Source organism: Duganella sp. HH101, assembly GCF_001758795.1.
GTDB classification, from domain to species: Bacteria; Pseudomonadota; Gammaproteobacteria; order Burkholderiales; family Burkholderiaceae_D; genus Rugamonas; species Rugamonas rivuli.
In genome coordinates this window covers 155,094-178,433 of record NZ_LRON01000005.1, presented here as the reverse complement: position 1 = coordinate 178,433, position 23,340 = coordinate 155,094, and the positions used below count along the sequence as shown (strand labels likewise).

The window sequence follows — 23,340 nt, the reverse complement described above, 5'->3', positions numbered from 1 at the left end:
AAAAATACTGGAGACCTCATGTCATTTCTGTTACGCCGCCATTCGGGCGCCGCGCTGATCGCGGGCGTCCTGGCAGGCAGCACCGCGAGCGCCGACACGATGCTGTCCATCGACGCCAGCGCGGCCACGCCTGCACCGAAAGCGGCGGCGCTGCGCATGGGCAGTTCGGTCGCGCCCAACGGCGACAAGCTGGGCGCCAATGCGCGCTACCTCACCCGCAACGGCGCTCCGTGGCTGCCGGTGGCGGGCGAGTTCCACTACAGCCGCACGCCCGCGTCGCAATGGGAAGCGGAGCTGCGCAAGATGAAGGCCGCCGGCATCGACATCGTCACCAGCTACGTGATGTGGAACCACCACGAAGAGGTGGCGGGCAAGTTCGACTGGCGCGGCAACCGCGACCTGCGCCGCTTTGTGCGGCTCGCCGCCAAGGCGGGGCTGGACGTGGTGGTGCGCGTGGGTCCATGGGCGCATGCGGAAGTGCGCTACGGCGGCGTGCCGGATTGGGTGGTCAACGCCATGCCGACGCGCTCCAACGATCCGCAGTACATGGCGCTGGTGGAGAAGCTGTATGCGCAGATCGGCGCGCAGCTCAAGGGCCAGTTGTGGAAGGATGGCGGTCCCGTGATCGGCATTCAGCTGGAAAACGAGTACAACATCGATGGTCCCGGCAAGGGCGCGGCGCACATCGCCGCGCTGAAACAGCTGGCGCTGAAGGCGGGCATGGATGTGCCCTACTACACCGTGACCGGTTGGGACGGCACCATCTATCCTGGCGGTGAAGTCACGCCGGTGTTCGGCGGCTACCCCGACGAGCCTTGGGGCACCAGCACAGCCGAGCTGCCACCGAAGGAGACCTATGCCTTCCGCTTCGACACCCGCGTCAGCGGCGACCTGGGCGCGCAGACCGCAGCCCACGCGCCCGGCACGGCGGAGACGGACAAGGACGTGACGCCCTTCCTCGGCGCGGAATACGGCGCCGGCCTGCCGTTCATGTATCGCCGCCGCACGGTGGTGTCGGCGGACGACATCGCATCCATGTTGCCCGTGCAGCTGGGCTCCGGCGTGAACCTGATGGGCTACTACATGTTCCACGGCGGCCGCAATCCGGCCGGCTTGGGTGGCACGTCGATGGAGGAAAGTACGCTCAGCGGCGGCTACAACGACACCACCATGATCAGCTACGACTTCCAGGCGCCGCTCGGCCCGGACGGCCAGCAGCGCAAGGTGCTGGAGAAGCTGCGTCCCTTCCATTTGTTCCTGCATGATTTCGGTGCGCGACTGGCGCCGATGACGGTGCGCAAACCGGATGCGTCGCCTGCCACGCCGGACGATCTGAAGACGCCGCGCTTCGCTGTGCGCAGCGAAGGCGATCGCGGTTTCCTCTTTGTGAACAACCACGTTCGCCAGTATGCGATGGCGGCGCAGCAGGCCACGCAGTTCTCGGTCAAGCTGCCTGGCCAGGCGATCACCTTGCCGGCCACGCCGGTCGATATCGCCGATGGCGCGTACTTCATCTGGCCGCTGAACCTTGATCTCGACGGCGTGAACCTGGCCTACGCAACCGCGCAGCCATTGGCCTTGCTGGATCAGGGCAAGGCCGGCGTGGTGGCGGTGTTCGGCGCCAGCAGCGGCGTGCCGGTGGAGCTGGCGTTCGACGCTGCGCTAGCGCCGCAGATCCGCACCGGCGGCAGCGGGCAGCTAGCCGTAGCCGCCGGCCGGGCGCTGGTCAGCGGCGTGCAGCCTGGCGCCGGTGCGGCAGTGACCGTGCAGCGCGCAGGCAAGCGGCCGTTGACCATCGTCGTGCTGACTGCCGAACAATCGCAGCAACTGAGCGTGGCGGAGTTGGGCGGCCAGCGCCGCCTGATTCTGAGCGGCCAGCAGACTTACGTGGCCGACGGCGCGCTGCAAATGCGTGCGGCAGGCAGCAACAAGTTCCGTTTCGGCGTCTACCCTCCACTGAGCGGCAAGCCGAAGGCAAGCACCTCGGCCCAGGCTTGGACTGCCGCCGGAGCCGCGGCCAGCGCAAACGTCCCCCTACGTGCCGTCGGCAACGATGGCATCTTCCAGTCCTTCGAAGCCGAACTTCCTGCCCGCGATCTGAAAGCCAGCATCACGCAGACCCGCGCAGCACAGGAAGCGGCACCGGTCGTTATCGGAGGCGGCGCCAAAGCGGCCGTGCAACCGCTGCCGGAAAACTTCAAGGCCGCCGGCGCCTGGCAGATCAACGTCCCACGCGAACAACTGCGCGGGCTGGACGACGCCCTGCTGCAGATCGACTTCGTCGGCGACATCGGCCGCCTGTACTCCGGCACCCAAATGCTGGACGACTGGTACTACAGCGGCTACCAATGGCAGTTCGGCCTGCGCCAGGCCAGCGCCCTGCTCGACCAGCCGCTGACCGTATCCGTACTGCCGCTGCGCGCGGACGCACCAATCTACTTGCCCAAAGAGGCGAGACCAAACTTTGCAGGACAGGCCCAAATGGCCGCCGTGCGTGGCGTCAGCCTGATACCCGTGTATCAGCTGCGCGTTACGCCGTAAATAAAAATATCAACACTGGAGATTCACAATGAAACGTACCCTACTGGCAGCAGCAAGCCTGCTCCTGATGACCGCAACCTACGCCGCCGAACCTGTCAAGATCGGCTTCCTCGTCAAACAGGCCGAGGAGCCATGGTTCCAGGACGAGTGGCGCTACGCCGAACAGGCGGCGAAAGAAAAAGGCTTTGCACTGGTGAAGATCGGCGTGCCGAACGGCGAGAAGATGATCGCCGCCATCGACAACCTGGCCGCGCAAAAAGCGCAGGGCTTCGTCATCTGCGCGCCGGACGTCAAGCTGGGCACCGCCGTCGAACGCGCCGCCAAGCGCAACAACATGAAAGTGATCTCGGTCGACGACCGCCTGGTCGACGGCGGCGGCAAGCCTATCGCCTCGATCCCGCACATGGGCATCTCCGGATACGCCATCGGCAAGCAGGTGGGCGAAGGCATCGCCGCCGAAATCAAGGCGCGCAAGTGGAACATGGCCGAAGTGGGCGCGATCCGCGTCGCCTACGACCAGCTGCCGACCGCAAAGGAGCGCACCATGGGCGCGGTCGATGCGCTGAAGGCGGCAGGCTTCCCGGTCGCGAACATCGTCGATGCGCCGCAGGCGAAGACCGATACCGAAAGCGCCTTCAACGCCGCCAACATCGCGCTGACCAAGAACGCCCGCTTCAAGCACTGGGTCGCGGTAGGCTTGAATGACGAAGCGGTGCTGGGCGCGGTGCGCGCCGCCGAAGGCCGCGGCATCAAGGCGGACAACATGGTCGGCGTGGGCATCGGCGGCGCCAAGGCTGCCGAAAACGAATTGAGCAAGCCCGCTGCGACGGGCTTCTTCGGCTCCGTGATGATCAGCGCCAAGGAGCACGGCTATCAAACCTCGGTCAATATGTACAACTGGATCACCGGCAAAGCCGTACCGCCGGCCGAAGTGCTGACCAAGGGCATGCTGATGACCCGCGCCAACCAGGCCGACGTGCGCAAGCAAATGGGCCAGTGACATGACCGCGTATCTTCAATTCGACCAGGTCAGCAAGGTCTTCCCGGGCGTGAAGGCGCTCAACGGCGTCAGCTTCGCCGCGCACGCCGGGCAGGTGCACGGCCTGCTGGGCGAGAACGGCGCCGGCAAATCCACGCTGCTGAAAATCCTCGGCGGTCAGTACAAGCCGGATGGCGGACGCCTGCTGGTCGACGGCAAGGAGTGCCGCTTCACCAGCGCCAAGGATGCCATCGGCGCCGGCATCGCCGTGATCCACCAGGAGCTGCAATACGTGCCCGAGCTGACCGTGGCGGAGAACGTGCTGCTGGGCCGCATGCCCACCCGTTTCGGCCTGCTGGACAAGCCGAAGGCCTACAAGATGGTGGCCGAGAAGCTGGCCGCCATCGGCGTCGACCTGGCGCCGGACGCCAGGCTGGCCGACCTGTCGATCGCGCAGCGCCAGATGGTCGAGATCTGCAAGGCCATCATGCAGGACGCGCAGGTTATCGCCTTCGATGAGCCGACGTCCAGCCTGTCGCACCGCGAAACCGAAATCCTGTTCCGCCTCGTGAAGGAGCTGCGCGCCGACGGCCGCACGCTGATCTACATCTCGCACCGGCTGGAAGAGCTGTACGAACTGTGCGACGCCTGCACCATCTTCCGCGACGGCCGCAAGATCGTCACCCACGACGTGATGGCCGACGTGCCGCGCGATCGCCTGATCAGCGACATGGTGGGCCGTGAACTGAGCGACATCTACGACTACCGTACCCGCCCGCTCGGCGAAGAACGCCTGAAGATACAAGGCCTGAACGGCAAACACGTGAAAGGCCCGCAAAGCTTTTCCGTGCGCGGCGGCGAGGTGCTGGGCTTCTTCGGCCTGGTCGGCGCAGGCCGCAGCGAATTGATGCGCCTCCTGTACAACGCCGACGCGCGCAGCGCCGGCAGCGTGACGCTCGACGGCGCAACCGTGTCGACCGCCGGCCCGGCCGCCGCGATTGCGGCCGGCATCGTGCTGTGCCCCGAAGACCGCAAGGAGCAAGGCATCCTGGCCACGGCCTCGGTGGCGGAGAACATCAACATCAGCGTGCGCCGCAACGACCTGCTGGGCGGCCTGTTCCTGCGCCACAAGCGCGAAGCGGCGCTGGCCGAGGACTTCATCGCCCGCCTGCGCATCAAGACGCCCAGCCGCCAGCAGGAGATCCGCCTGCTCTCCGGCGGCAACCAGCAGAAGGTGATCCTGGCGCGCTGGCTGGCGGAACCCGGCCTGAAGGTGCTGATCCTCGACGAGCCCACGCGCGGCATCGACGTCGGCGCCAAGAACGATATCTACCGCATCATCCACGAAGTCGCGGAGCGCGGCTGCTGCGTGATCGTGGTGTCGAGCGAGCTGCCGGAGGTGCTGGGCATCTCGGACCGCGTGATCGTCATGCGCGAAGGCGAAATCTGCGGCGAACTGTCGCGCGCCGACGCCAGCGAAACCGAGGTGCTGCGCCTGGCCCTGCCCGACTCCACCGCCGCCACTAACATTAAAACGCCCGCACTACCAACACGGAGCATCGCATGAACGTCTCACAACTGAATCCTGCCGCAGCGCCTGCGGTGTCCCAAGCCCAGCGCGTATGGCTGGTTGAATACAGCATGCCGCTGGCGTACGTGGTGCTGTTCGCCGTGCTGGCCGCCACCGTCGAAAACTTTTTCTCGCTGACCAACGTGGTCGGCCTGATGCTGTCGGTGGCGCAGATCGGCATGGTCGCCTGCACCATGATGCTATGCCTGGCTTCGCGCGATTTCGACCTGTCGATCGGCTCCACCATCGCCTTCGCCGGCGTGCTCGGCGCCATCGTGCTGGAACAGAGCGGTAGCGTGCTGCTGGCGGTGGGCGCCGGCCTGGCTGCCGGTGCGCTGATCGGCGCTTTCAACGGCGTGCTGATCGCCTACCTGCGCGTCAACGCGCTGATCGCCACGCTGGCGACGATGCTGATGGTGCGCGGCCTGGCCTTCATCGTCTCCAAGGGCCAGGCGGTCGGCATCAGCAACGACGCTTTCATCAACTTCGGCGACACCCGCATCTTCGGCCTGCCGCTGCCGGTGCTGGTGTGCGCCTGCTGCTTCCTGGTGTTCGGCGTGCTGCTGAACCAGACCGTCTTCGGCCGCAATACGCTGGCCATCGGCGGCAATCCGGAGGCGGCGCGGCTGGCCGGCGTGCGCGTCGAGCGGCTGCGCGTGTGGATCTTCCTGTTGCAAGGCCTGGTGACGGCGATGGCCGGTTTGATACTGGCGTCGCGCATCACCAGCGGCCAGCCGAATGCGGCGCAGGGTTTTGAGCTGGATGTGATTTCGGCCTGCGTGCTGGGCGGCGTGTCGCTCCAGGGCGGCAAGGCGCGCATGTTCGGCGTGCTGATTGGTGTGCTGATCATGGGAACGGTAGAAAACGTCATGAACCTGCTGGACGTCGACGCCTTCTACCAGTATTTGATGCGCGGCGTGATCCTGCTTGCCGCAGTACTGCTGGACCAGCTGAAGACCCGCGGCGAGCGCCGTTGATCCTCAACCCCAAACCACTGGGGTCGGACCCCGTCCGGGGTCCGACCCCGCTCTGCCGGGGTTAGGTGGCTACGCCCACCAACTGCACTCCTGCGCTGCCGCCCGTGATGGACGCGGTCAGCAAATCGGCGAAGGTGTGCATGCGATCCGCCGTCCACGTCGCAGCCATGTCGTACGGGCTGCTGCCATGGTCGGCATGCGCCACCAGGTCGGCGATGCTGATCGCGGCCACCTGCTTGCCGCTGGCGTCGACCAGATCCAGCTCCGTGACATTGACCTTGGCGTAGTCCGCCACCGTGAACTGGGCGTAGGACTTGCCGCCATCGACATAGTTGATGATCAGGTCGGAGCCGTCGATATTGGCCTTGACGTGATCGGCCGAGATGGCGACGTTGAACAGCTTGTTGCCGGTGAACTTCAGCACGTCGTTGCCGCCGGCCACTTCATGCACCGTATCCTTGCCGTCGCCCATGGACATCACATAGGTGTCCTTGCCCGCACCGCCATTGAGCGAATCGTTGCCCATGCCGCTGTACAGCGTGTCGTCGCCGGCGCCGCCGAACAAGCGGTTGTTGCCGGCGTACTTGTAGCCCAGCGTATAGGCCAGCATGCCGGCGATGAAGAAGTCGGCGCCCTTGTACTCGCTCAGGTGCAGATTGACGCCCAGGTATTTGCCCAGCCAGTTCACGCCGTCGCCGCTGGCGTTGGACGCCGTCTTCAGCGCGCTGCCCATCCAGTCCGTGGCGTCGGACAACGCCGTGCCGACATCCGCGTCGGCCACGTAGTTGACGCCGCTGCTGATGCCGTTGACGGCCGTGGTCAGGCCGCTCTTGCCGCTGTCGAGCGCGGACTTGAGCGGCGTGGCGACGTCGATGCCGGACGTGGACAGGCCGGTGGTGCTGGAGATACCCGCCAGCGCATCGTTGACGACGCTGTTCAAGCCGTCGGCCAGCTTGCCGCCGCTGGCCGTGGCCTTGGCGAGTTCGGCCTTGATGCTGTCGGCCACGCCGCCCCACCCTTTGCTGATCTCGTCCGTGAAGGTCGTGTTCAGATACTTGGTGATGGCGTCGAAGCCCTTGCCCGCATCGCTCCAGGCCGCGTTCAGCGCGTTGGCCTTGCCCACCAGCAGGTGGTCGATCACGCCCCAGCCCAGGCCCATCATGGTGTCGTTGCCGTTGCCGCCGCCGACATAGCTGCCGGCGTTGGTGGCGAAGATGGTGTCGTCGCCTTCGCCGCCGACGATCACATTGCCCACCAGGTTGAGCTTGCCCAGCTCGCCCTTGGACAGCGCGCCGTACTGCGAGCGGATGAAGTTGGCGTTCATGGCCGCGCCCACCCAGTCGCCGGCCGACTCGTAGTCGTTTTCGACGATGGCTTCGGCCGCGTTGAACACGGTGATCTCGGCCAGGCCGATGATGGTGTCGTTGCCGGCGCCGCCGATGGCGACGTTGTTCTGGCCGGATGAGACGATCAAGTCGTTGCCGTTGCCGCCCATGCCGATGGTGGTGGTGCCGGCCAGGATCAGCGTGTCGTTGCCGTCGCCGGCGTGCACGAAGTTCATGCCGGTGTCGATGCTGACCTTGGTGGAGCTGGTGGTCTGCGCCTTGTCCGAACCTTCGACCGCCTCGGTGGTCACGCTGGAGTAGCTCAGCTTGCTGCCGCCGTTGAGCACGACCAGGAAGTCGTCGCCCGCGTCCGACAGCACCACGTTGTGGTCGCCGTAGACGACGGCGGTGTCGTTGCCGGCGCCGGTCCAGCCCAGGTTGAACTGGGTGCTGCCCTTGGTGGTGCTGGTGGTGGTCTGGTTCGTGCCTTCGGCTTCGTTGGTGGTGGTGCTGGTGTTGCCGCCGCCGTAGCTGACCATCACCAGCACGTCCTTGCCGCTGCCGCCGATGACGGCGTTGTCCTTGCCGACCACGGTTTCGACGTTGTTGCCGTCGCCGGCCACGATCAGGTTGCCGTTGACGTTGACGGCCTTGGCCGCCGTGCCGAAGGCCAGCGCCGTGAGCACGTCGTCGCCGCTGCCGCCCTCGATCAGGTTGCCCTTGCCCAGCGCGGTCACGACGTTGTTGCCGTTGCCGGCCGATACCGCGTTGTAGGTGCCGATCACGGTGACGACGTCGTTGCCGGCGCCGGTGGCGATGCCGGACTTGCTGCCGACGGCGCTGACCACGTCGTTGCCGGCGCCGGTCGCCACCAGGTTGTTGACGCCCAGCGCGGTGGCCACGGTGTCGGCGCTGCCGCCGATCAGCACGTTGTTCTTGCCGAAGGCCGTCATCACGTCGCGGCCGTTCTGGCTGGACGCCAGGCCCGACAGGCCGGCCTTGGCCACCAGGTCGGTGGCGGCCACGCCGGAGGCCAGCGAATCGACCAGGCCGACGGCGGTGGCGCCGATTTCAGCGTAGTTGCCGGTGGCCAGCAGGTTGTTGGCGCCGACGGCCGTGACCGTATCCGCACCGGCGTCGCCCCACACCACATTGCGCGCGCCGAACACCGTCACGGTGTCGTTGCCGGTTCCGCTCCACACCACGTTGTTGGCGCCGATGCCGGTGACGACGTCGTTGCCGCTGCCGGTGTAGACCACATTGGTCGAGCCGATGGCGCTGACCACGTCGTTGCCGTCGCCATGCGCCAGGTTGCTGCCGATGAAGGCGGCCACGGCCTTGGTGGCGCCGCCGGCCGCGCTGCCCAGCTTGGCGCTGACGTCGGCCAGGCCATCGCCCAGGCCGGTCACGATGACGTTGACCGAACCGGCCGCCGTCACCACGTTGTTGCCCGCCGTGTTGACGACGATGTTGTTGGCGCCCAGCGCGGTGGTGACGTTGTCGCCGCCGTTGGCCAGCACGATGTTGTTGCCGCCGGCGGCAGTGACCACGTCCTTGCCCGCGCCCGTGTAGATGACGTTGTTGCCGCCCACGGCCACCACAACATCGTTGCCGGCGCCGCTGTTGAGGGCGGAAGCCAGCTTGGCGCTGGCGTTGTTGATGGCAGTGGCGGCCGCCTTGCTCGGCATGGCGTCGGCCAGCACTTTACCCAGCCCGCCGGTGGCGGCCTTGACCATGCCGCCCAGTTCGGTCAGCACCACGTTGGCGCCGCCCAGCGCCACCACGGTGTCGCCGCCGACGGTGGTGGCCACCAGATTGGCGCCGCCCGCGCCGACCAGCGTGTTGCCGCTGCCGTTGGCCAGCAGCACGTTGTTGACGCCGACCGCCACTTCGGTGTTGCCGCCCTGGTTGCTGACCAGCGCGTTGCTGTCGCCCAGCGCCGCCACCTTGTTGCCGGCGCCGCCGGTATAGGCGATGTTGAGCAGGCCGCCCAGCACGATGTTGCTGCCGCCGCCGTCGTCGATGACCACGTTGGCGCCGCCGCCGGCGACGATGTTGTCCTTGCCGTCGCTGGCGGTGATGCCGTTGGCGCCACCCAGGGCGACCACCACGTCGTCGCCGCTGCCGGCGTTGATGACGTTGGCGCCGCCTACGGCCTGCACCTTGTCGTTGCCGGCGCCGGTGCTGATGATGTTGGCGCCGCCGGAGGCGTTGACCGTGTCCGAGCCGGTGCCGGTAGTCGCCACGTTGGCCGCGCCGTTCAGCGTGACCTTGTTGTTGCCGTTGCCGGCCTTGACTTCGTTAGCGGCGCCGTTGGCCGTCACGGTGTCGTCGCCGGCGCCGGCCGTGATGTGGTTGTTGCCGCCGTCGGCTGTCACCGTGTTGGTGCCCTCGCCGGCGTCGATCACGTTGCTGGCGGCCTTGACGGTGATGCGGTCGTCGCCGCCGTTGGTGTTGATGACGTTGCTGGCGCCGTCGGCCGTCACCACGTCGGCGTCCTTGCCGGTGTTGATGATGTTGGACGCGCCGCCGGCGTTGATGACGTTCCAGCCGTCGCCCGCGTTGACCTTGTTGGCGCCGCCGTTGACGGTGATGTTGTCGTTGCCGCCGTCGGTGCTGATGGTGTTGGCGCCGCCGTTGGCAGTGATGGTGTTGTCGCCGCCGTCGACGTCGATCGCGTTCCAGCCGCCGTTGGCCGTGACGCGGTCGTTGCCGTTGCCGCCGGTGATCTCGTTGTAGGCGCTGTTGATGGACAGGCTGTTGTTGCCGTCGCCCAGGTCGACGTCGGCCGCCGCGCCGGCCGCCACCGTCACGGTGTCGTTGCCGGCGCCGCCGGTGATCTTGTTGTAGACGCCGACATCGACGCGGATGGTGTCGTCGCCGTTGCCGCCGTCGATGCGGTTGTAGCCGCCCACGCGCACGATGATGGTGTCGTTGCCGTCGTCGCCGTACAGGTTGTTGTAGGCGCCGGCGTTGACGGTGATGGTGTCGTTGCCGCCGTCGCCATGGATGACGTTGGCGCCCAGCGAGCTGGCCGTGTAATTATTGTCGCCGTTGCCCAGGCTTTTCTTGGTATAGCCCAGTTCGCTGATCTTCTTGGCGGCCGCCGCGATGTCGTTGCCCACCGCATCGAAGGCATCACCGATGCCGTTCAGGTCGCTGCCCAGGTCCTTGACGGTGTCGCCGACCTTGTCGACCACCTTGACGATGGGTTTCACCACATTTTTCTTCAACCAGCTACCGATACTCATCTTTACCCCTTGTTATGGTTTGACACACTTGCATTAAATCAAGACCAAATGACAGCTTGGCAAACCGGAAAATTACAATGTTGTAATTTAGGACCAGCATTGACGGCGGCCGGGCCAGCGCCGACAATGCCGCCATGAAAGCGCTTTTAGTAGAAGATGAACAACGCATCGCCAGTTTTGTGTGCGCCGGCCTGCGCGAACACGGCTTCCTGGTCGACCATTGCGAAGATGGCAACCTTGGCTACGATTACGCGCTGTCGCGCGACTACGACGTGGTCTTGCTGGACGTGATGGTGCCCGGCCGCGACGGCCTGTCCATCCTCAAGGCCATGCGGCGCGAGGGGCGCAACGTGCCGGTCATCCTGCTGACCGCACGCAACGAGCTGGACGACCGCCTGACCGGCCTCAACCTGGGCGCCGACGATTACCTGGCCAAGCCCTTCTACGTGGAAGAACTGGTGGCCCGCATCCACGCGCTGCTGCGGCGCGTGAGCGGCGAGCGGCAGAATGTGCTGACGCTGGGGCCGCTGCGGCTGGACCGCCTGAGCCGGGTGGCCGAGGTCGACGGCCGCGCCGTCGAGCTGACCGCGCGCGAAATCAACCTGCTGGAATACCTGCTGCGCTCGCCCGGCCGGGTCTACACCCGCACCCAGATCCTCGAACATGTGTGGGGCTACGACTTCAAGCCACAGACCAATATGGTCGATGTGTGCATCCAGCGCCTGCGCAAGAAGCTGGAACTGCCCGACCAAGTAGCCATCGAAGCGGTGCGCGGCGTCGGCTACCGCCTGCGCAAGCCGGACGAGCCGGCGTGACAGCGCACTGGCCGCGCCTGCGCTCGTTCCGGCTGCGCATCGCCCTCGGCTCCACCCTGACCGCGCTGGCCGCCATCATCCTGCTGTACGCGATGGCCAGCTACACCATCATCCACCGCCGCGCCGACATCATCGACCGCATGCTGTCGGCCCACCTGGCCGGCCCCGGCTTCCAGGCCACGCCGCTGGCCCTGTGGCCGGCCACCGACGCCCAGCTCAACGCCAGCTTCAGCGGCTTCGCCCCGGCCGCCAGCGGTCCGGAGACGTATGCCCTGCTGCTGGTGGAGGATGCCGCCAACGGCCCGCTGTACCGCAGCCCGGCCTGGCAGCGCTGGCTCGGCGGCGCCGAGCTGCCGCGCGGCCCCGGCCTGCACACCGTCGACGGCGCCGGTCAGAGCTGGCGCATAGGCAGCGCCGTGCAAGGCTCGGTGACGATCTGGGTGGCCGTCAACCGCAGCCTGTCGGATGCCCAGGTGCGCGCCAGCCTGACCCGTTTCGCGGCCGCCATCGGCGTGCTGGCCGTGGCCATGGGCGCGCTGGCCTGGTATCTGGCCGGGCGCGCGATGCGGCCGGTGGAGCACCTGACCGGCGTCATGGTGGGGCTGACCGCGAGCGAGCTGGACCAGCGGGTCTCGGCCGCCGAGGAAGACCTGGAATTCGCCCAGATGATCAGCGTCTACAACGCCATGCTGGAGCGGCTGCAGCGCAGCTTCCTGCAATCGGCGCGCTTTTCCGGCGACGCCGCCCACGAACTGCGCACGCCGCTGACCATCCTGCAGGGCGAGCTGGAACGCAGCTTCGCCCGCGCCAGCGCCGCAGCCGATCCGGTGCTGGAGGAAGGTCTGGCCAATATGCTGGATGAAGTGCGGCGGCTGGACAGCATCGTGCGCAAGCTGCTGCTGTTGGCGCGCGCCGACGCCGGCCAATTGGCCATCCCCCCTTGCCCGCTCGACCTGCGCCCGACGCTGGACGAGCTGGCCGAAGACATCGGCCTGCTGGACGCGGAACGGGCCGTCCGCCTGGACCTGCCCGAACACATCGCCGTGCGCGGCGACGCCGACCTGTTGCGCCAGGTGTTACAAAACCTGGTCAGCAATGCCATCAAGTACGGGCTGCCGGGCGGCTGGATCGCGCTGTCGGTCCGGCGCCAGGGCGAGCAATGGCGGATCGACGTCGCCAATGCATCGCACGGCATTGCCCCAGAGCATCATCACCGCCTGTTCGACCGCTTCTACCGGGCCGACCACGCCCACCAGCGCCGCGTCGACGGGGTCGGGCTGGGTTTGTCGCTGGCGCGCGACATCGCCGTCGCCCACGGCGGCAGCCTCTCCCTGGCCGATGCGGAGCCGGGCCAGGTACGTTTCAGCCTGACCCTGCCCGCCGCCTGAGCCAGGCCAATCACATCAATTCAGCAAGTATGTCTTGAAATAGGCTAATACCGTCCCTATAATTGGCACTCGTTCCAAGGGAGTGCTAACAGCGCTCTCGGCCAAACTTTCCGCCGCAGCAATCTTGTTGATGCGGCAACAAACAGTACCATTGTTAATTTTAAGGAGTTTTGTATGAACCTTCGCCCTTTGAACGATCGCGTAATCGTCAAACGCCTCGACCAGGAAACCAAAACTGCGTCCGGCCTGATCATCCCTGATGCGGCCGCTGAAAAACCGGATCAAGGCGAAGTGCTCGCCGTCGGCAATGGCAAGATTCTGGAAGACGGCAAAGTCCGTCCTCTGGATGTCAAAGTAGGCGACCGCGTTCTGTTCGGCAAATACGCCGGCCAGACCGTCAAAGTTGACGGTCAAGAACTGATGGTCATGCGCGAAGAAGACATCATGGCAATCGTCGTCAAGTAATTGACACGCACGTTTGCACTCATCACCTAATTCTGGAGAAACAACATGGCAGCTAAAGAAGTAATTTTCGGCGACGCAGCGCGCGCCAAAATGGTTGAAGGCGTCAACGTCCTGGCCAACGCAGTGAAAGTCACCCTGGGCCCTAAAGGCCGCAACGTCGTGCTGGAGCGTTCCTTCGGCGCCCCTACCGTCACCAAGGACGGCGTGTCGGTCGCTAAAGAAGTCGAACTGAAAGACAAGCTGCAGAACATGGGCGCGCAAATGGTCAAGGAAGTTGCTTCCCGCACCAGCGACAACGCCGGCGACGGCACCACCACCGCGACCGTGCTGGCACAAGCCATCGTGCGCGAAGGCATGAAGTTCGTGGCCGCCGGCATGAACCCGATGGACCTGAAGCGCGGCATCGACAAGGCCGTTGCTGCCACCGTCGAGCAGATCGCCATCATCGCCCGTCCATGCACCACCACCAAGGAAATCGCCCAGGTTGGCTCGATCTCCGCCAACTCGGATTCGTCGATCGGCGACCGCATCGCTGAAGCGATGGAAAAAGTCGGCAAGGAAGGCGTCATCACCGTGGAAGACGGCAAGTCGCTGAACGACGAGCTGGACATCGTTGAAGGTATGCAGTTCGACCGCGGCTACCTGTCGCCATACTTCATCAACAACCAAGAGAAGCAAGTTGCCATCCTGGACAATCCATTCGTCCTGCTGTGCGACAAGAAAATCTCGAACATCCGCGATCTGCTGCCGGTACTGGAACAAGTCGCTAAAGCCGGCCGTCCACTGCTGATCATCGCTGAAGACATCGAAGGCGAAGCACTGGCGACCCTGGTTGTGAACAACATCCGCGGCATCCTGAAAACCTGCGCAGTCAAAGCCCCAGGCTTCGGCGACCGTCGCAAGGCCATGCTGGAAGACATCGCAATCCTGACCGGCGGTCAAGTGGTTGCTGAAGAAGTCGGCATGACCCTGGAAAAAATCACCCTGGAAGAACTGGGCCAGGCCAAGCGTATCGAAATCGGCAAGGAAAACACCATCGTCATCGACGGTGCTGGCCGCGCTGAAGGCATCGAAGGCCGCGTCAAGCAAATCCGCGTGCAGATCGAAGAAGCGACCTCGGACTACGACCGTGAAAAACTGCAAGAGCGCGTGGCCAAGCTGGCCGGCGGCGTTGCAGTGATCAAAGTCGGTGCAGCCACCGAAGTTGAAATGAAAGAGAAGAAAGCCCGCGTTGAAGATGCACTGCACGCTACCCGCGCTGCCGTGGAAGAAGGCATCGTGCCAGGCGGCGGCGTAGCCCTGCTGCGCGCTCGTGCTGCTCTGAACGTCAAAGGCGACAACCCGGACCAGGACGCAGGTATCAAGATCGTTCTGCGCGCCATGGAAGAGCCACTGCGCATGATCGTTCAAAACGCCGGCGAAGAAGCTTCGGTGGTGGTTGCAGCGGTTCTGGCCGGCAAAGGTAACTACGGTTACAACGCCGCCAACGGCACCTATGGCGACATGGTTGAAATGGGCGTTCTGGACCCAGCTAAAGTCACCCGCTCGGCACTGCAAAACGCAGCATCGATCGCTGGCCTGATGCTGACCACCGATTGCATGATCGCTGAAGTCACCGAAGACAAAGCTGCCGGCGGCATGGGCGGTATGGGTGGCATGGGCGGCATGGGTGGCATGGACGGCATGATGTAATTGCCGGCATAAGCCTCGCTGTACAGAAAAGCCAGCTTCTTCGGAAGCTGGCTTTTTTTATTTGCAGGTGGCCGTCACGTTGATGAAGTCGGTGAAGCCGGCGCCGGCGTTATTCGTTCCCGCATTGTTCGTCAACGTGCAGGTCTGCCCGGCCGGGTTAAGCGATACCGTCACGTCATAGCTGGCGCCGTGCAGCGACTGCGGCGAATACGATAACGCAAACACGCTCAGGCCGTTGGCGCCCGCCCTCAGCAGATTGCCCTGGGCGTCGGCGAAACTGACCGAGCCGCCAGCCGCCAAGCCCGACACCGTCACCCCTACGTTGTATGTCAACAGCGCGATCACAGCGGGCTGGCAAGTCACGGCCACGTTGCCGATGTCGACCGCATTCTGGGCAACCGTGCCCGATCCGTTGGCGACGGTACAGGCATTGCCGTTTGGATCGGCAAACAACGCAACACTGTATGGCGCACCGGATGCCACCGGATGGGCAAATTTAAACGCGCCATTCGCCTTGACAGCGATGGTCTCCGCATTGTTGTTGACCAGCAGCAGGGTGCTGTTGCCCGACAGTCCCGCTACGCTGCCCGAGATGACGGCCGCCTTTTGTACCGGCGGAACCGAAGGCGCCGTCGATCCACCGCCGCCGCAACCGGCCAGCGCAAGCGCTCCGATCAACGCGATTACCTTGAATTGACTCATATAGTCTCCGAGAATTTTCTGAACTTGCATCGAGAAATATTATTTACGCAAGATGCAAAGTACATCAACTGCCGGGCAGGGGGCGATTCGATTGAAAAGTTGAAATTGATCTAAATACAAGTTATCCCTACAATCGACGTTCTTCAACTATCTTCAGACGGGACCGACATGCGTGCTTATCGCCTTCTTCCATTGCTGCTGTGCGCCGGCGTCGTCCACGCCCAGATGCCGGCGAAGGACACTGTCAAGAACGGCAAGGACCATCCGCTGCTGTCGCGGTTTGAAGGGTCGAAGATGGTCGGCTACGGCCTCAAGGAGTTCGACGAAGTGGTGCTGCCCGCCGGCAAACGCGTCGAGAGCAAGGACGGCCAGATGGCGTTCGACAGCAAGCTGGTGTTGGAAGGCAAATACACCCGCATGGCCTACAACTACCCGCGCGACCGCTCGGCGCTGGAAGTGATGCGCAATTACCAGGCGGCGCTGGAAAAGGCCGGCCTGAAATCCGTGTTCGCCTGCGCCAAGGAAAGCTGCGGCAATAACTTCGGCGAATTCTTCCTCAAGCGCGTCGGCGATCACTTCATCCAGGGTGGCGAAGCCAGCTGGGACCCGTTCAACTACGGCCGCAACGACGAGCGCTACCTGCTGGCCAAAGGCACGCGGCCGGACGGCTCGCTGGTCCATGTCGGCGTGTATTCGGTGGCGCCGGTGCAGGACAAGCTCGGCGGCATCTATGTCGAGATCGTTGAAGCCAAGGCGATGGAAGGCGGCAAGGTGTCCGCCAACCTGAACGCGGCGGACATGGCCAAGGGTATCGCGGCCGATGGCAAGGTGGCCGTGTACGGCGTGTTCTTCGACACCGACAAGACCGACGTCAAACCGGAGTCGAAGGATGCGCTGGCCGAGATGGCCAAGCTGTTGCAGCAGGATGCCAAGCTGAAGCTGTACGTGGTCGGCCATACCGACAGCCAGGGCGCGCTGGCGCACAACCTGGAGCTGTCGCAGAAACGGGCGGAATCGGTGATCAAGGTGCTGGCGGCGGACTACAAGGTCGACGCCAAACGCCTGAGCGCCAAGGGCGTGGCATCGTATGCGCCGGCGGCGTCGAACGATGCCGAAGCGGGACGCGAGAAGAACCGCCGGGTCGAACTGGTGAAACAGTAGACGCTTAGCGCCGCTGCTTGCTGTAGGTCTCGTAGTCGGTGGAGGAGGCTACAACCCGATCAGCGACGCGGCCTCCATTCTCCGCAATAATTCCTTGCCTCTGGCCTCGTCGTATCCTTCCATACGCGTAATCAGCGTATCCATTGCATTCCCAGCATTGCGGATATAGGCGTCGGCAGTCTTGCGGTCCAGATCGTCAATGCCCATATGCTCTGCTTCTTCGATGGCCGCCAGAATTGTATAGGTAAGCTCGATGCTTCCCGGCGGTGGCGGACTGGATGGCCCCTCGAAAAAAATATCCCTCTGCTGCTCTTCCGGTAATCCTGCTTGCTCCAAAGCTCGAATGCAGTAATAGACTACAGCGATCGCAGTATCTAAAGTCACCGATTCGATATAGGTAAGAATGTCCATGACTCACTCCGATTCATAACTCACGGGCTGAGCCGACCTCACCAGTTCTTGAATTTCCTTGAACTGGCAAACATTGATCATACCCTTGTTTAGCCGACTGATAGCGCCTCGTCGAATGCCCGCCCGGACTTTTTCTATCCTGCTTGAATGCAGATCCAACGCATCCACATCCTTCATCAGACTCCAATACAGCGCACGTGGGACTGGAGCTTGGCGGTACCGAGTTATACGGATTCAATCTCGATGGCGGGTCGAAGTAAGGCGTACACCAGGCATAGTGGATCTCGCCGTAGAACCACTGGCTGATTTCGTAGGCGATCCACGTAGAGCATGACTAATAGATGTCTTTGTTGTTCATTCCAGCACCCCTACTATCGAGTGCAGCAATCCCTGGATGGCAGATGTAGCATGGGGCAGAGGGATAAGGTCTGAGCGCACTCAAAGGTGCGCTCGCCTGATCAGGCGTCGCGATACTCCGCTTCCAGTTCCTCGCGGCGCGGGGTGTCGGCGATGTGCAGGATCAGCGTTTCACGCAGTTCGTGTGCGGGATGCACGGCGCGGTGCCGGGCGAACCAGAATGCTTCGCTCAGCTCTTCATCCTCGTGCGCGGTGACGACCACTAGCTGCTCGTCCGGCACGTCTTCGTAGTTGACCGCTTCAAGGCTGGCGTCCTCGATGGCTTCGCGCCAGGCCTCGCACTCCTTGCCCCATGCCAGCGCATACGCGCAACCGGCGGCGACCAGCGCGCGGCTGGTGTCCCACATCGTCATCTCCGCCACGTCGGCCTCGACCACCAGCACGGCTTTGAATTGCGACAGGCCTTCCAGCGCGGGAAGGTCGCTGTCGGGAGTGAGGTGTAAATAGCGGATGACTGGTTTCTGCATGATGGGACCATTGATATCGAGTCCCGGATTCTAACAGGCGGGAACGCTGCTAGCCGAAGCGCGCGGCGGGCACGCCGGCCACGTCCACCCGCACGGCGAACAGTGCGCCGGTCAGTGGGAACTCCTGCAGCTGTTCCGGCGTGTTGTCCTCGCGCGCGGTGGTGACGTACAAGGTCTTCAGGTCGTCGCCGCCGAAGGTGCACGAGGCGGGGTTACGCACCGGCACGCGTATCGTCTCCAGCAGCTCGCCATCGGAAGAGTAGCGGCAGACGCGGCCACCGCCCCACTGCGCGATCCAGACGCAACCCTCACTGTCGACCGTCATGCCATCCGGCGAACCTTCGTCGTCGCCGAACTGGCGCCACAGCCGCGGCGTCCCCGGCGTGCCGTCGGCCGCCAGCGGATAGGCGTAGATGCGGCCTTCGTAGCTGTCGGTGTGGTACATGGTGGCGCCGTCGACGCTGAAGGCCGGGCCGTTGCAGATGTGGTAGCCCTCGTCGGCCACCGTCAGCGACAGGTCGGTGTCCAGGCGGAACAGCTTGCCGATGGCTTGCGCGTAGTCGGTGTTATGCATGGAGCCGGCCCAGATACGGCCGGCCTGATCGACCTTGGCGTCGTTCATGCGCAGGCCGCTGTCTGCCGGGAACGGACGCGCCAGGTATTCGATACGCAGCTCAGGCTCCAGCCACACGCGGGCGATGCCGTCGCGCAGGCCGGCCATGAAACCGTCGCCGTCGCGGCGCGCGACCAGCCAGCAGATGTAGTCCGGCATGGCCCAGCTGCGGCGCTGGCCGCTGGCCACGTCCAGCGCGTGCAGGTTCTGGCTTTTCAGGTCGACAAAGTACAGCCGATTTTGCTCCGCCACCCACAGCGGACCCTCGCCCAGTTGCGCGCGGACTTCCCAGATACATTGCACTTCATGCTGGCTCATCAAATTAACTCCGAATGTCGAATCCGCCATCATACGGCCAATGCGCGCCACTTGCTGACGTAAGCGGCGGCGCGCCGGCCCAGTTCGTCCAGGCTCACGCCCGGCGTGTACAACTGGCCGCCGATGCCAAAGCCGGTGGCGCCGGCGCGCACCCAGCCCTCCATATTGTCCGGCGTGATGCCGCCGACCGGCCACATCGGCGTACCGGCGGGCACCACGCTGTTGAACGCCTTCAGGCCGTTGTGGCCGACCATGTCGGCCGGGAACAGCTTGAGCGCGTGGGCGCCGGCATCGAGCGCGGCAAACGCTTCGGTCGGCGTGGCGACGCCGGGCGCGCAATACATGCCCAGGTCGGCCGCGCGGCGGATCGCGGCGGGATTGCAGTTCGGCGAAACCAGCAGGCGGCCGCCCGCCTCGTACACGGCCTCGACGTGGCCGACGTTGAGCATGGTGCCGCCGCCGATCAGCGTGTCCGGCAATTGCTCCTTGACCAGCGCGGCAATGCACTCAATGGCGCCGGGACGGTTGAGCGGCACTTCCAGCGCGCGGAAGCCAGCCTGGTGCAGCACCTTGCCGACGGCGACCGCCTCCGCAGGTTGCAGGCCGCGCAGGATGGCGACCAGCGGGACGGTGGGATGGGATGGAGTCATGTTCAAGCCTGGTTGATGAATTGGGAAATCGCGGCGCAATACACGCGATGGGGATCGAGCACCTCGCACTGCAAGCCGAAGTGGGCGGCGGCCACGGCATAGCGGGCGGCCAGCGCCGGCGAGCCGATGACGGTGATGCGGGCAGCGCCGCCGGCCCCGGCCTGTTTCAGCGCGCGGGCGGCGGCGGAGAATTCGGCGCCGATCAGCAAGCCGCTGACCACGGCCGGCGCCTGCGCCGCCGGCGCGCTGCGCGAGACCACGCCGGCCCGCACGCGGAACAGCGTATTCGACAGCGGCTCGTCGCGGCCTGCCTGGCTCAGGCCGATGGCATAGCCTTCCGCATCCGAGGCATCGCCGCCCATCATCGACGACAGCGTGCCGCCGGCCGACAACATGGCGAACAGCTCGCCGGTCATGTAGGTGGACAGCGACTGGATCAAGCCGTCGCGCAGCAGCACCCATTTGCTGTGGGTGCCCGGCAGCACCAGCCAGCCGTCGCGGTGGCCGAGCGCCACGGCGCCCAGCAACTGGGTCTCTTCGCCGCGCATGACATCGACGGCGGCGCCGCTGCGGTAGCAATAGCCGGGAACGATGCGGCAGCGGCCGGCCCAGTCGGCGTCGGCCACGGCCACCAGGTGGGCGGGCAGGCGCTGCAGAGGCACGGCGCTGTCCAGATAGGGAACTTCCTGCCAGCCCGACGCGCTGCCGACCATGCCGGACATGATCACCGGCACCTCGGGGCCGGTCTCCATGGTCGCCAGCAACCCGGCCAGCGCAGCGCCGAAGCGCTCGCGGCCGCCGACCGCCAGCATGCCCTGCCCATCCTCATGCTCGGCCAGGCAGGCGCCGTGTTCATCGATCAGATAGGCGCGACGGTTGCTCGTGCCCCAGTCTATCCCCAGTATATTTTTGTCCACTATGCAGTCCTTAGCCGATACTGCCGTCATGGTACGAAAAAGCCGCCCTCGCCTCCAATGAATTATCTCGCCCGACTAATATCAAAAAGATATAGCCAGAGGCCGCCGAGGCCGGTAAAAGTTGCCCCTTAGATGCCTTTGGTTTAGTATGACCGCAACAAAATTGTCCAGGCCTCCCCGTTTATGGAATCTCGCACCCCGTCCACCCGAAATCTGTTCATTGCAGGCGCCGTTGCCGGTGTGTTGCTGCTGGGCGGGGGTGTCTATTTCGCCAACATGACGCCGGCCGAATCGCAGGTCTTGCCGGCCCAGGCCAAGCTGCCTGCCAGCGCCAGCGGATCGGCGTCGGCATCGACCTCCGCTCCGGCGACGGCCGCGCCGCGCGCCGCCGTCAATGCGGCGCAGCCGGCTTCGGCCGAGGCGCAGCACCTGCGCAGCAAGGAACAGGCCGCCGCAGCCCTGATGGCGCTGCCGGAACTGCAAGCCTGGTCGGCCATCGTGGAAAAGAACTCGGGCGGAAAATCGCACGGGGCACTGATCGAGTACGACCCGGCCCCGCGCAAGCTGAACGGCAAGAGCTACTGGCAGTTCAGCTTTGTGGAAAACAGCAGCGATGCGGCGCAGCGCTGGGAAAGCTTCCTGGTCTCGTCGAGCGACGAGGAAATCCTGGTGGAAGACGCCAGCACCGACGAAGTCATCAGCCTGGCGCGCTGGCGCCGTGAAAAACACCCCGCCAAGCGCACCAGCATCGACGGCTAAGCGACGTTACGCTCTCCCACCGGCGCGGCCTTCGCGGCTGCGCCCACCTGCCCTATCCACAGCACCGAGAACAAGGTCAGCCCGGCTGCGATCCAGCCGTTCAGGCCGTAGCCGACGATATGGCCGGCCGCATCGGTATGCAGTGTCAAGCCGCCCAGCAGCGCACCGACGCCGCTGCCCACTTGCTGGATCGCCGAGTTGGAGCTGAGGAAGGCGCCACGCTTGGCCGGATCCGGCACCGTCGTCATCAGGGCCTGCATCGGAATGTTACGTCCCGAGATGGCCGTCATGAAGAACGGGAAGAACAAAATCACCGCCACCAGCGGCATCACCGGCATGTGCGTCATGAACATCATCGGCAGGATCGAGAACAGCGCGATATAGCGATACACGCGGTGCGCGCCGGCGCGGTCCGACCATTTGCCTATCATGCGCGCGCTGAACAGCGTGGCCACGCCGCCGGCCAGATACACAAAGGTGATCTCGGCCGGCTGCACGCCGATGTTACTGACCAGCACAGGCGAGATGAAGGGGATCACCAGCATGCCCGTCATCATGTTGATGCCAGACAGCAGGAAGGCCTTCAGATGGCCGGGCACGCGATACAGGCCGACCAGGTTCGGCAGCACTTCGGACAGCGGCACGCGCCGCGTCAAATGGCCGTCCAGCGACGGCAGCACGCGCCAGGCGGCGAACCAGATCAGCAGCGAGAACACCACCAGCAGATAGAACGGCGAAGCCCAGCCGTAGTGCGCGGCCAGCATCACGCCGGTCGGCACGCCGGCCACGGCGGCCAGGCTGAACGAGGTCATCACGATGCCGGTGGCTGCGCCGCGCCGGTGGACCGGGATCAGGTCGCCGATGATGGCCATGATGATGGAAGCCAGCACGCCGCCGGTCAGGCCGGCAAACGCGCGCGACAGCACCAGCACATGGAAGTTGGGCGCCACCGCGCAAGCCAGATTGGACAGCGTGAACAGCGCGAACATCGCCAGCAGCAGGCGCTTGCGGTCGAAGCGGTCGATATACATGGAGGCCAGCAGGCCGGACAGGCCGGCGCACCAGGCATAGGCCGACACCGCGCCGGACACGGCCGCCGGCTCGATGGAGAAGGCCCGCATCAGCTGCGGCGCCAGCGGCATCATCACCATGAAGTCCATGATGACGGTGAACTGCGTCAGCGCCAGCAGCCACAGCACGATGCGCTCGCGGGCTTCCGGCAGCGGCAGAGTCATAGGGGAATTTGCTTGCATATTATTGTGCTCCCTTCGTGCGGAGCTTAATCCAGCGCCAGGATTTCGGCGGTGGTGCGGCGCAGGATGGCGCGTATCAGCTCCAGCTTGGCTGCGCTGGGATGGTTCTCCTGCCCTTGGGCGATGACGGCGTGCTTGAGCTCATGCATGATGGTGCGCAGGTCGTCGCGCGACTCGGCCGGATCGCTCATGCGGGCCACGATGGCGTCGACGAACTGGCGGTTCTCGGCCAGGAAAGCCTCGCCTTCGGGCGTGATGGTGTGCAGCTTCTTGTTGCCGTCGGCGGTGGCGACCACGTGGCCCATGTCCAGCAGCATCGACAGCAGCGGATAGATCGCGCCCGGGCTGGGCGTGTAGCCGCCGCCGGAACGCTGCTCCAGCTCCTTGATGATTTCATAGCCATGGCGCGGCTTTTCGGCGATCAGTTGCAGCACGATGTAGCGCATGGCGCCGGCGTCGAACATCTTCGGACCACGGCCACGGCCGCCACCGCCGCGATGGTGGTGATGGTCGCCATGCATGGCGTGGTGGCGGTGTTGGTGATGTAAAAATCTAAACATTTTAGAACTCCTTACGATATGATAAGTTAAGATATAACTTATTGAGATATATCTTAACCTGTTTACGGAAGAGTTCAAGGACTTTTTTGTATAATTTTTTTGCTTGACC

19 protein-coding genes are annotated in these 23,340 nt (G+C 64.6%); 10 read left to right on the top strand and 9 right to left on the bottom strand.

The features are described from left to right. Positions 1-18: 18 nt before the first annotated feature. From DUGA2_RS10335 to araH, 4 genes are read left to right on the top strand one after another with little or no spacing between them, the layout of a single operon-like run. Positions 19-2,541, top strand: a complete 2,523-nt coding sequence (locus tag DUGA2_RS10335) for a beta-galactosidase (RefSeq protein WP_070269219.1) — start codon at positions 19-21, stop codon at positions 2,539-2,541. A 28-nt stretch (positions 2,542-2,569) separates the two neighbouring features. Continuing rightward, the gene (locus DUGA2_RS10330) at positions 2,570-3,541 is read left to right on the top strand and encodes an arabinose ABC transporter substrate-binding protein (RefSeq protein ID WP_070269218.1); all 972 of its coding nucleotides are present in this window, start codon (positions 2,570-2,572) and stop codon (positions 3,539-3,541) included. A 1-nt stretch (position 3,542) separates the two neighbouring features. Further along, positions 3,543-5,087, top strand: a complete 1,545-nt coding sequence (araG, locus tag DUGA2_RS10325; protein WP_070269217.1) for an L-arabinose ABC transporter ATP-binding protein AraG — start codon at positions 3,543-3,545, stop codon at positions 5,085-5,087. Further along, on the top strand, positions 5,084-6,067 hold the full coding sequence (gene araH, locus DUGA2_RS10320) for an L-arabinose ABC transporter permease AraH (protein ID WP_070269216.1): 984 nt from the start codon (positions 5,084-5,086) through the stop codon (positions 6,065-6,067). Before araG ends, araH begins: the two co-directional genes overlap by 4 nt. 61 nt (positions 6,068-6,128) lie before the next feature. Here the strand turns inward: araH and DUGA2_RS10315 are convergent, their stop codons facing one another. Further along, the gene (locus DUGA2_RS10315; protein WP_168167775.1) at positions 6,129-10,643 is read right to left on the bottom strand and encodes an S-layer family protein; all 4,515 of its coding nucleotides are present in this window, start codon (positions 10,641-10,643) and stop codon (positions 6,129-6,131) included. Positions 10,644-10,777: 134 nt separating this feature from the next. On the opposite strand from DUGA2_RS10315, the gene DUGA2_RS10310 reads away from it, so the two are divergent. The 4 genes from DUGA2_RS10310 to groL all read left to right on the top strand — a co-directional run bounded on the left by DUGA2_RS10310 (position 10,778) and on the right by groL (position 15,003). After that, a complete protein-coding gene (locus DUGA2_RS10310; protein ID WP_070269215.1) occupies positions 10,778-11,458 on the top strand; it encodes a response regulator transcription factor in 681 nt (226 codons plus the stop codon). Next, complete coding sequence (locus tag DUGA2_RS10305; protein ID WP_070269214.1) at positions 11,455-12,846, top strand: ATP-binding protein; 1,392 nt, start codon at positions 11,455-11,457, stop codon at positions 12,844-12,846. Before DUGA2_RS10310 ends, DUGA2_RS10305 begins: the two co-directional genes overlap by 4 nt. A 174-nt stretch (positions 12,847-13,020) precedes the next feature. Continuing rightward, the gene (groES, locus tag DUGA2_RS10300) at positions 13,021-13,311 is read left to right on the top strand and encodes a co-chaperone GroES (protein ID WP_008451606.1); all 291 of its coding nucleotides are present in this window, start codon (positions 13,021-13,023) and stop codon (positions 13,309-13,311) included. A 45-nt stretch (positions 13,312-13,356) separates the two neighbouring features. After that, a complete protein-coding gene (groL, locus tag DUGA2_RS10295) occupies positions 13,357-15,003 on the top strand; it encodes a chaperonin GroEL (protein WP_008451608.1) in 1,647 nt (548 codons plus the stop codon). Between the two features lie 57 nt (positions 15,004-15,060). On the opposite strand, the gene DUGA2_RS10290 is transcribed toward groL, so the two are convergent. Then, positions 15,061-15,735 (bottom strand): hypothetical protein, encoded by a 675-nt coding sequence (locus DUGA2_RS10290; protein WP_141753227.1) that lies wholly within the window; start codon positions 15,733-15,735, stop codon positions 15,061-15,063. Positions 15,736-15,873: 138 nt separating this feature from the next. Between DUGA2_RS10290 and DUGA2_RS10285 the strand changes: the two genes are divergently transcribed. After that, positions 15,874-16,866 carry an OmpA family protein gene (locus DUGA2_RS10285; RefSeq protein ID WP_070269212.1) on the top strand — a complete coding sequence of 331 codons (993 nt, stop codon included), beginning with the start codon at positions 15,874-15,876 and terminating at the stop codon, positions 16,864-16,866. A 48-nt stretch (positions 16,867-16,914) separates the two neighbouring features. On the opposite strand, the gene DUGA2_RS10280 is transcribed toward DUGA2_RS10285, so the two are convergent. The 5 genes from DUGA2_RS10280 to DUGA2_RS10260 form a co-directional block, all read right to left on the bottom strand. After that, on the bottom strand, positions 16,915-17,277 hold the full coding sequence (locus tag DUGA2_RS10280) for a hypothetical protein (protein ID WP_070269211.1): 363 nt from the start codon (positions 17,275-17,277) through the stop codon (positions 16,915-16,917). Between the two features lie 458 nt (positions 17,278-17,735). After that, entirely contained in the window at positions 17,736-18,161 is a 426-nt protein-coding gene (locus DUGA2_RS10275) for a hypothetical protein (protein ID WP_070269210.1), read from the bottom strand. Between the two features lie 49 nt (positions 18,162-18,210). Next, positions 18,211-19,092, bottom strand: coding sequence for an SMP-30/gluconolactonase/LRE family protein (locus DUGA2_RS10270; protein ID WP_070269209.1), 882 nt, complete (start codon positions 19,090-19,092; stop codon positions 18,211-18,213). Positions 19,093-19,121: 29 nt separating this feature from the next. After that, positions 19,122-19,742, bottom strand: a complete 621-nt coding sequence (locus DUGA2_RS10265) for a 2-dehydro-3-deoxy-6-phosphogalactonate aldolase (RefSeq protein ID WP_070269208.1) — start codon at positions 19,740-19,742, stop codon at positions 19,122-19,124. 2 nt (positions 19,743-19,744) lie between these two features. After that, the gene (locus tag DUGA2_RS10260) at positions 19,745-20,659 is read right to left on the bottom strand and encodes a 2-dehydro-3-deoxygalactonokinase (RefSeq protein ID WP_083296279.1); all 915 of its coding nucleotides are present in this window, start codon (positions 20,657-20,659) and stop codon (positions 19,745-19,747) included. A 183-nt stretch (positions 20,660-20,842) separates the two neighbouring features. On the opposite strand from DUGA2_RS10260, the gene DUGA2_RS34450 reads away from it, so the two are divergent. Then, positions 20,843-21,418 carry a hypothetical protein gene (locus DUGA2_RS34450; RefSeq protein WP_141758645.1) on the top strand — a complete coding sequence of 192 codons (576 nt, stop codon included), beginning with the start codon at positions 20,843-20,845 and terminating at the stop codon, positions 21,416-21,418. On the opposite strand, the gene DUGA2_RS10250 is transcribed toward DUGA2_RS34450, so the two are convergent. Continuing rightward, on the bottom strand, positions 21,415-22,653 hold the full coding sequence (locus DUGA2_RS10250; protein WP_229214659.1) for an MFS transporter: 1,239 nt from the start codon (positions 22,651-22,653) through the stop codon (positions 21,415-21,417). The genes DUGA2_RS34450 and DUGA2_RS10250 overlap by 4 nt on opposite strands. 44 nt (positions 22,654-22,697) lie before the next feature. Continuing rightward, on the bottom strand, positions 22,698-23,231 hold the full coding sequence (locus tag DUGA2_RS10245; RefSeq protein WP_008451621.1) for a PadR family transcriptional regulator: 534 nt from the start codon (positions 23,229-23,231) through the stop codon (positions 22,698-22,700). Positions 23,232-23,340: the final 109 nt, after the last annotated feature.

Excerpts from the sequence above, each read along its gene's own strand:
- DUGA2_RS10275 (WP_070269210.1), bottom strand. The coding sequence starts at position 18,161 with ATGCAGAAACCAGTCATCCGCTATTTACACCTCACTCCCGACAGCGAC.
- DUGA2_RS10330 (WP_070269218.1), top strand. The coding sequence starts at position 2,570 with ATGAAACGTACCCTACTGGCAGCAGCAAGCCTGCTCCTGATGACCGCA.
- DUGA2_RS10315 (WP_168167775.1), bottom strand. The coding sequence starts at position 10,643 with ATGAGTATCGGTAGCTGGTTGAAGAAAAATGTGGTGAAACCCATCGTC.
- DUGA2_RS10270 (WP_070269209.1), bottom strand. The coding sequence starts at position 19,092 with ATGAGCCAGCATGAAGTGCAATGTATCTGGGAAGTCCGCGCGCAACTG.
- DUGA2_RS34450 (WP_141758645.1), top strand. The coding sequence starts at position 20,843 with ATGGAATCTCGCACCCCGTCCACCCGAAATCTGTTCATTGCAGGCGCC.
- DUGA2_RS10290 (WP_141753227.1), bottom strand. The coding sequence starts at position 15,735 with ATGCAAGTTCAGAAAATTCTCGGAGACTATATGAGTCAATTCAAGGTA.
- araG (WP_070269217.1), top strand. The coding sequence starts at position 3,543 with ATGACCGCGTATCTTCAATTCGACCAGGTCAGCAAGGTCTTCCCGGGC.
- DUGA2_RS10335 (WP_070269219.1), top strand. The coding sequence starts at position 19 with ATGTCATTTCTGTTACGCCGCCATTCGGGCGCCGCGCTGATCGCGGGC.
- DUGA2_RS10250 (WP_229214659.1), bottom strand. The coding sequence starts at position 22,653 with ATGACTCTGCCGCTGCCGGAAGCCCGCGAGCGCATCGTGCTGTGGCTG.
- araH (WP_070269216.1), top strand. The coding sequence starts at position 5,084 with ATGAACGTCTCACAACTGAATCCTGCCGCAGCGCCTGCGGTGTCCCAA.
- DUGA2_RS10285 (WP_070269212.1), top strand. The coding sequence starts at position 15,874 with ATGCGTGCTTATCGCCTTCTTCCATTGCTGCTGTGCGCCGGCGTCGTC.
- groL (WP_008451608.1), top strand. The coding sequence starts at position 13,357 with ATGGCAGCTAAAGAAGTAATTTTCGGCGACGCAGCGCGCGCCAAAATG.
- DUGA2_RS10280 (WP_070269211.1), bottom strand. The coding sequence starts at position 17,277 with ATGGACATTCTTACCTATATCGAATCGGTGACTTTAGATACTGCGATC.
- DUGA2_RS10310 (WP_070269215.1), top strand. The coding sequence starts at position 10,778 with ATGAAAGCGCTTTTAGTAGAAGATGAACAACGCATCGCCAGTTTTGTG.
- DUGA2_RS10245 (WP_008451621.1), bottom strand. The coding sequence starts at position 23,231 with ATGTTTAGATTTTTACATCACCAACACCGCCACCACGCCATGCATGGC.
- groES (WP_008451606.1), top strand. The coding sequence starts at position 13,021 with ATGAACCTTCGCCCTTTGAACGATCGCGTAATCGTCAAACGCCTCGAC.
- DUGA2_RS10265 (WP_070269208.1), bottom strand. The coding sequence starts at position 19,742 with ATGACTCCATCCCATCCCACCGTCCCGCTGGTCGCCATCCTGCGCGGC.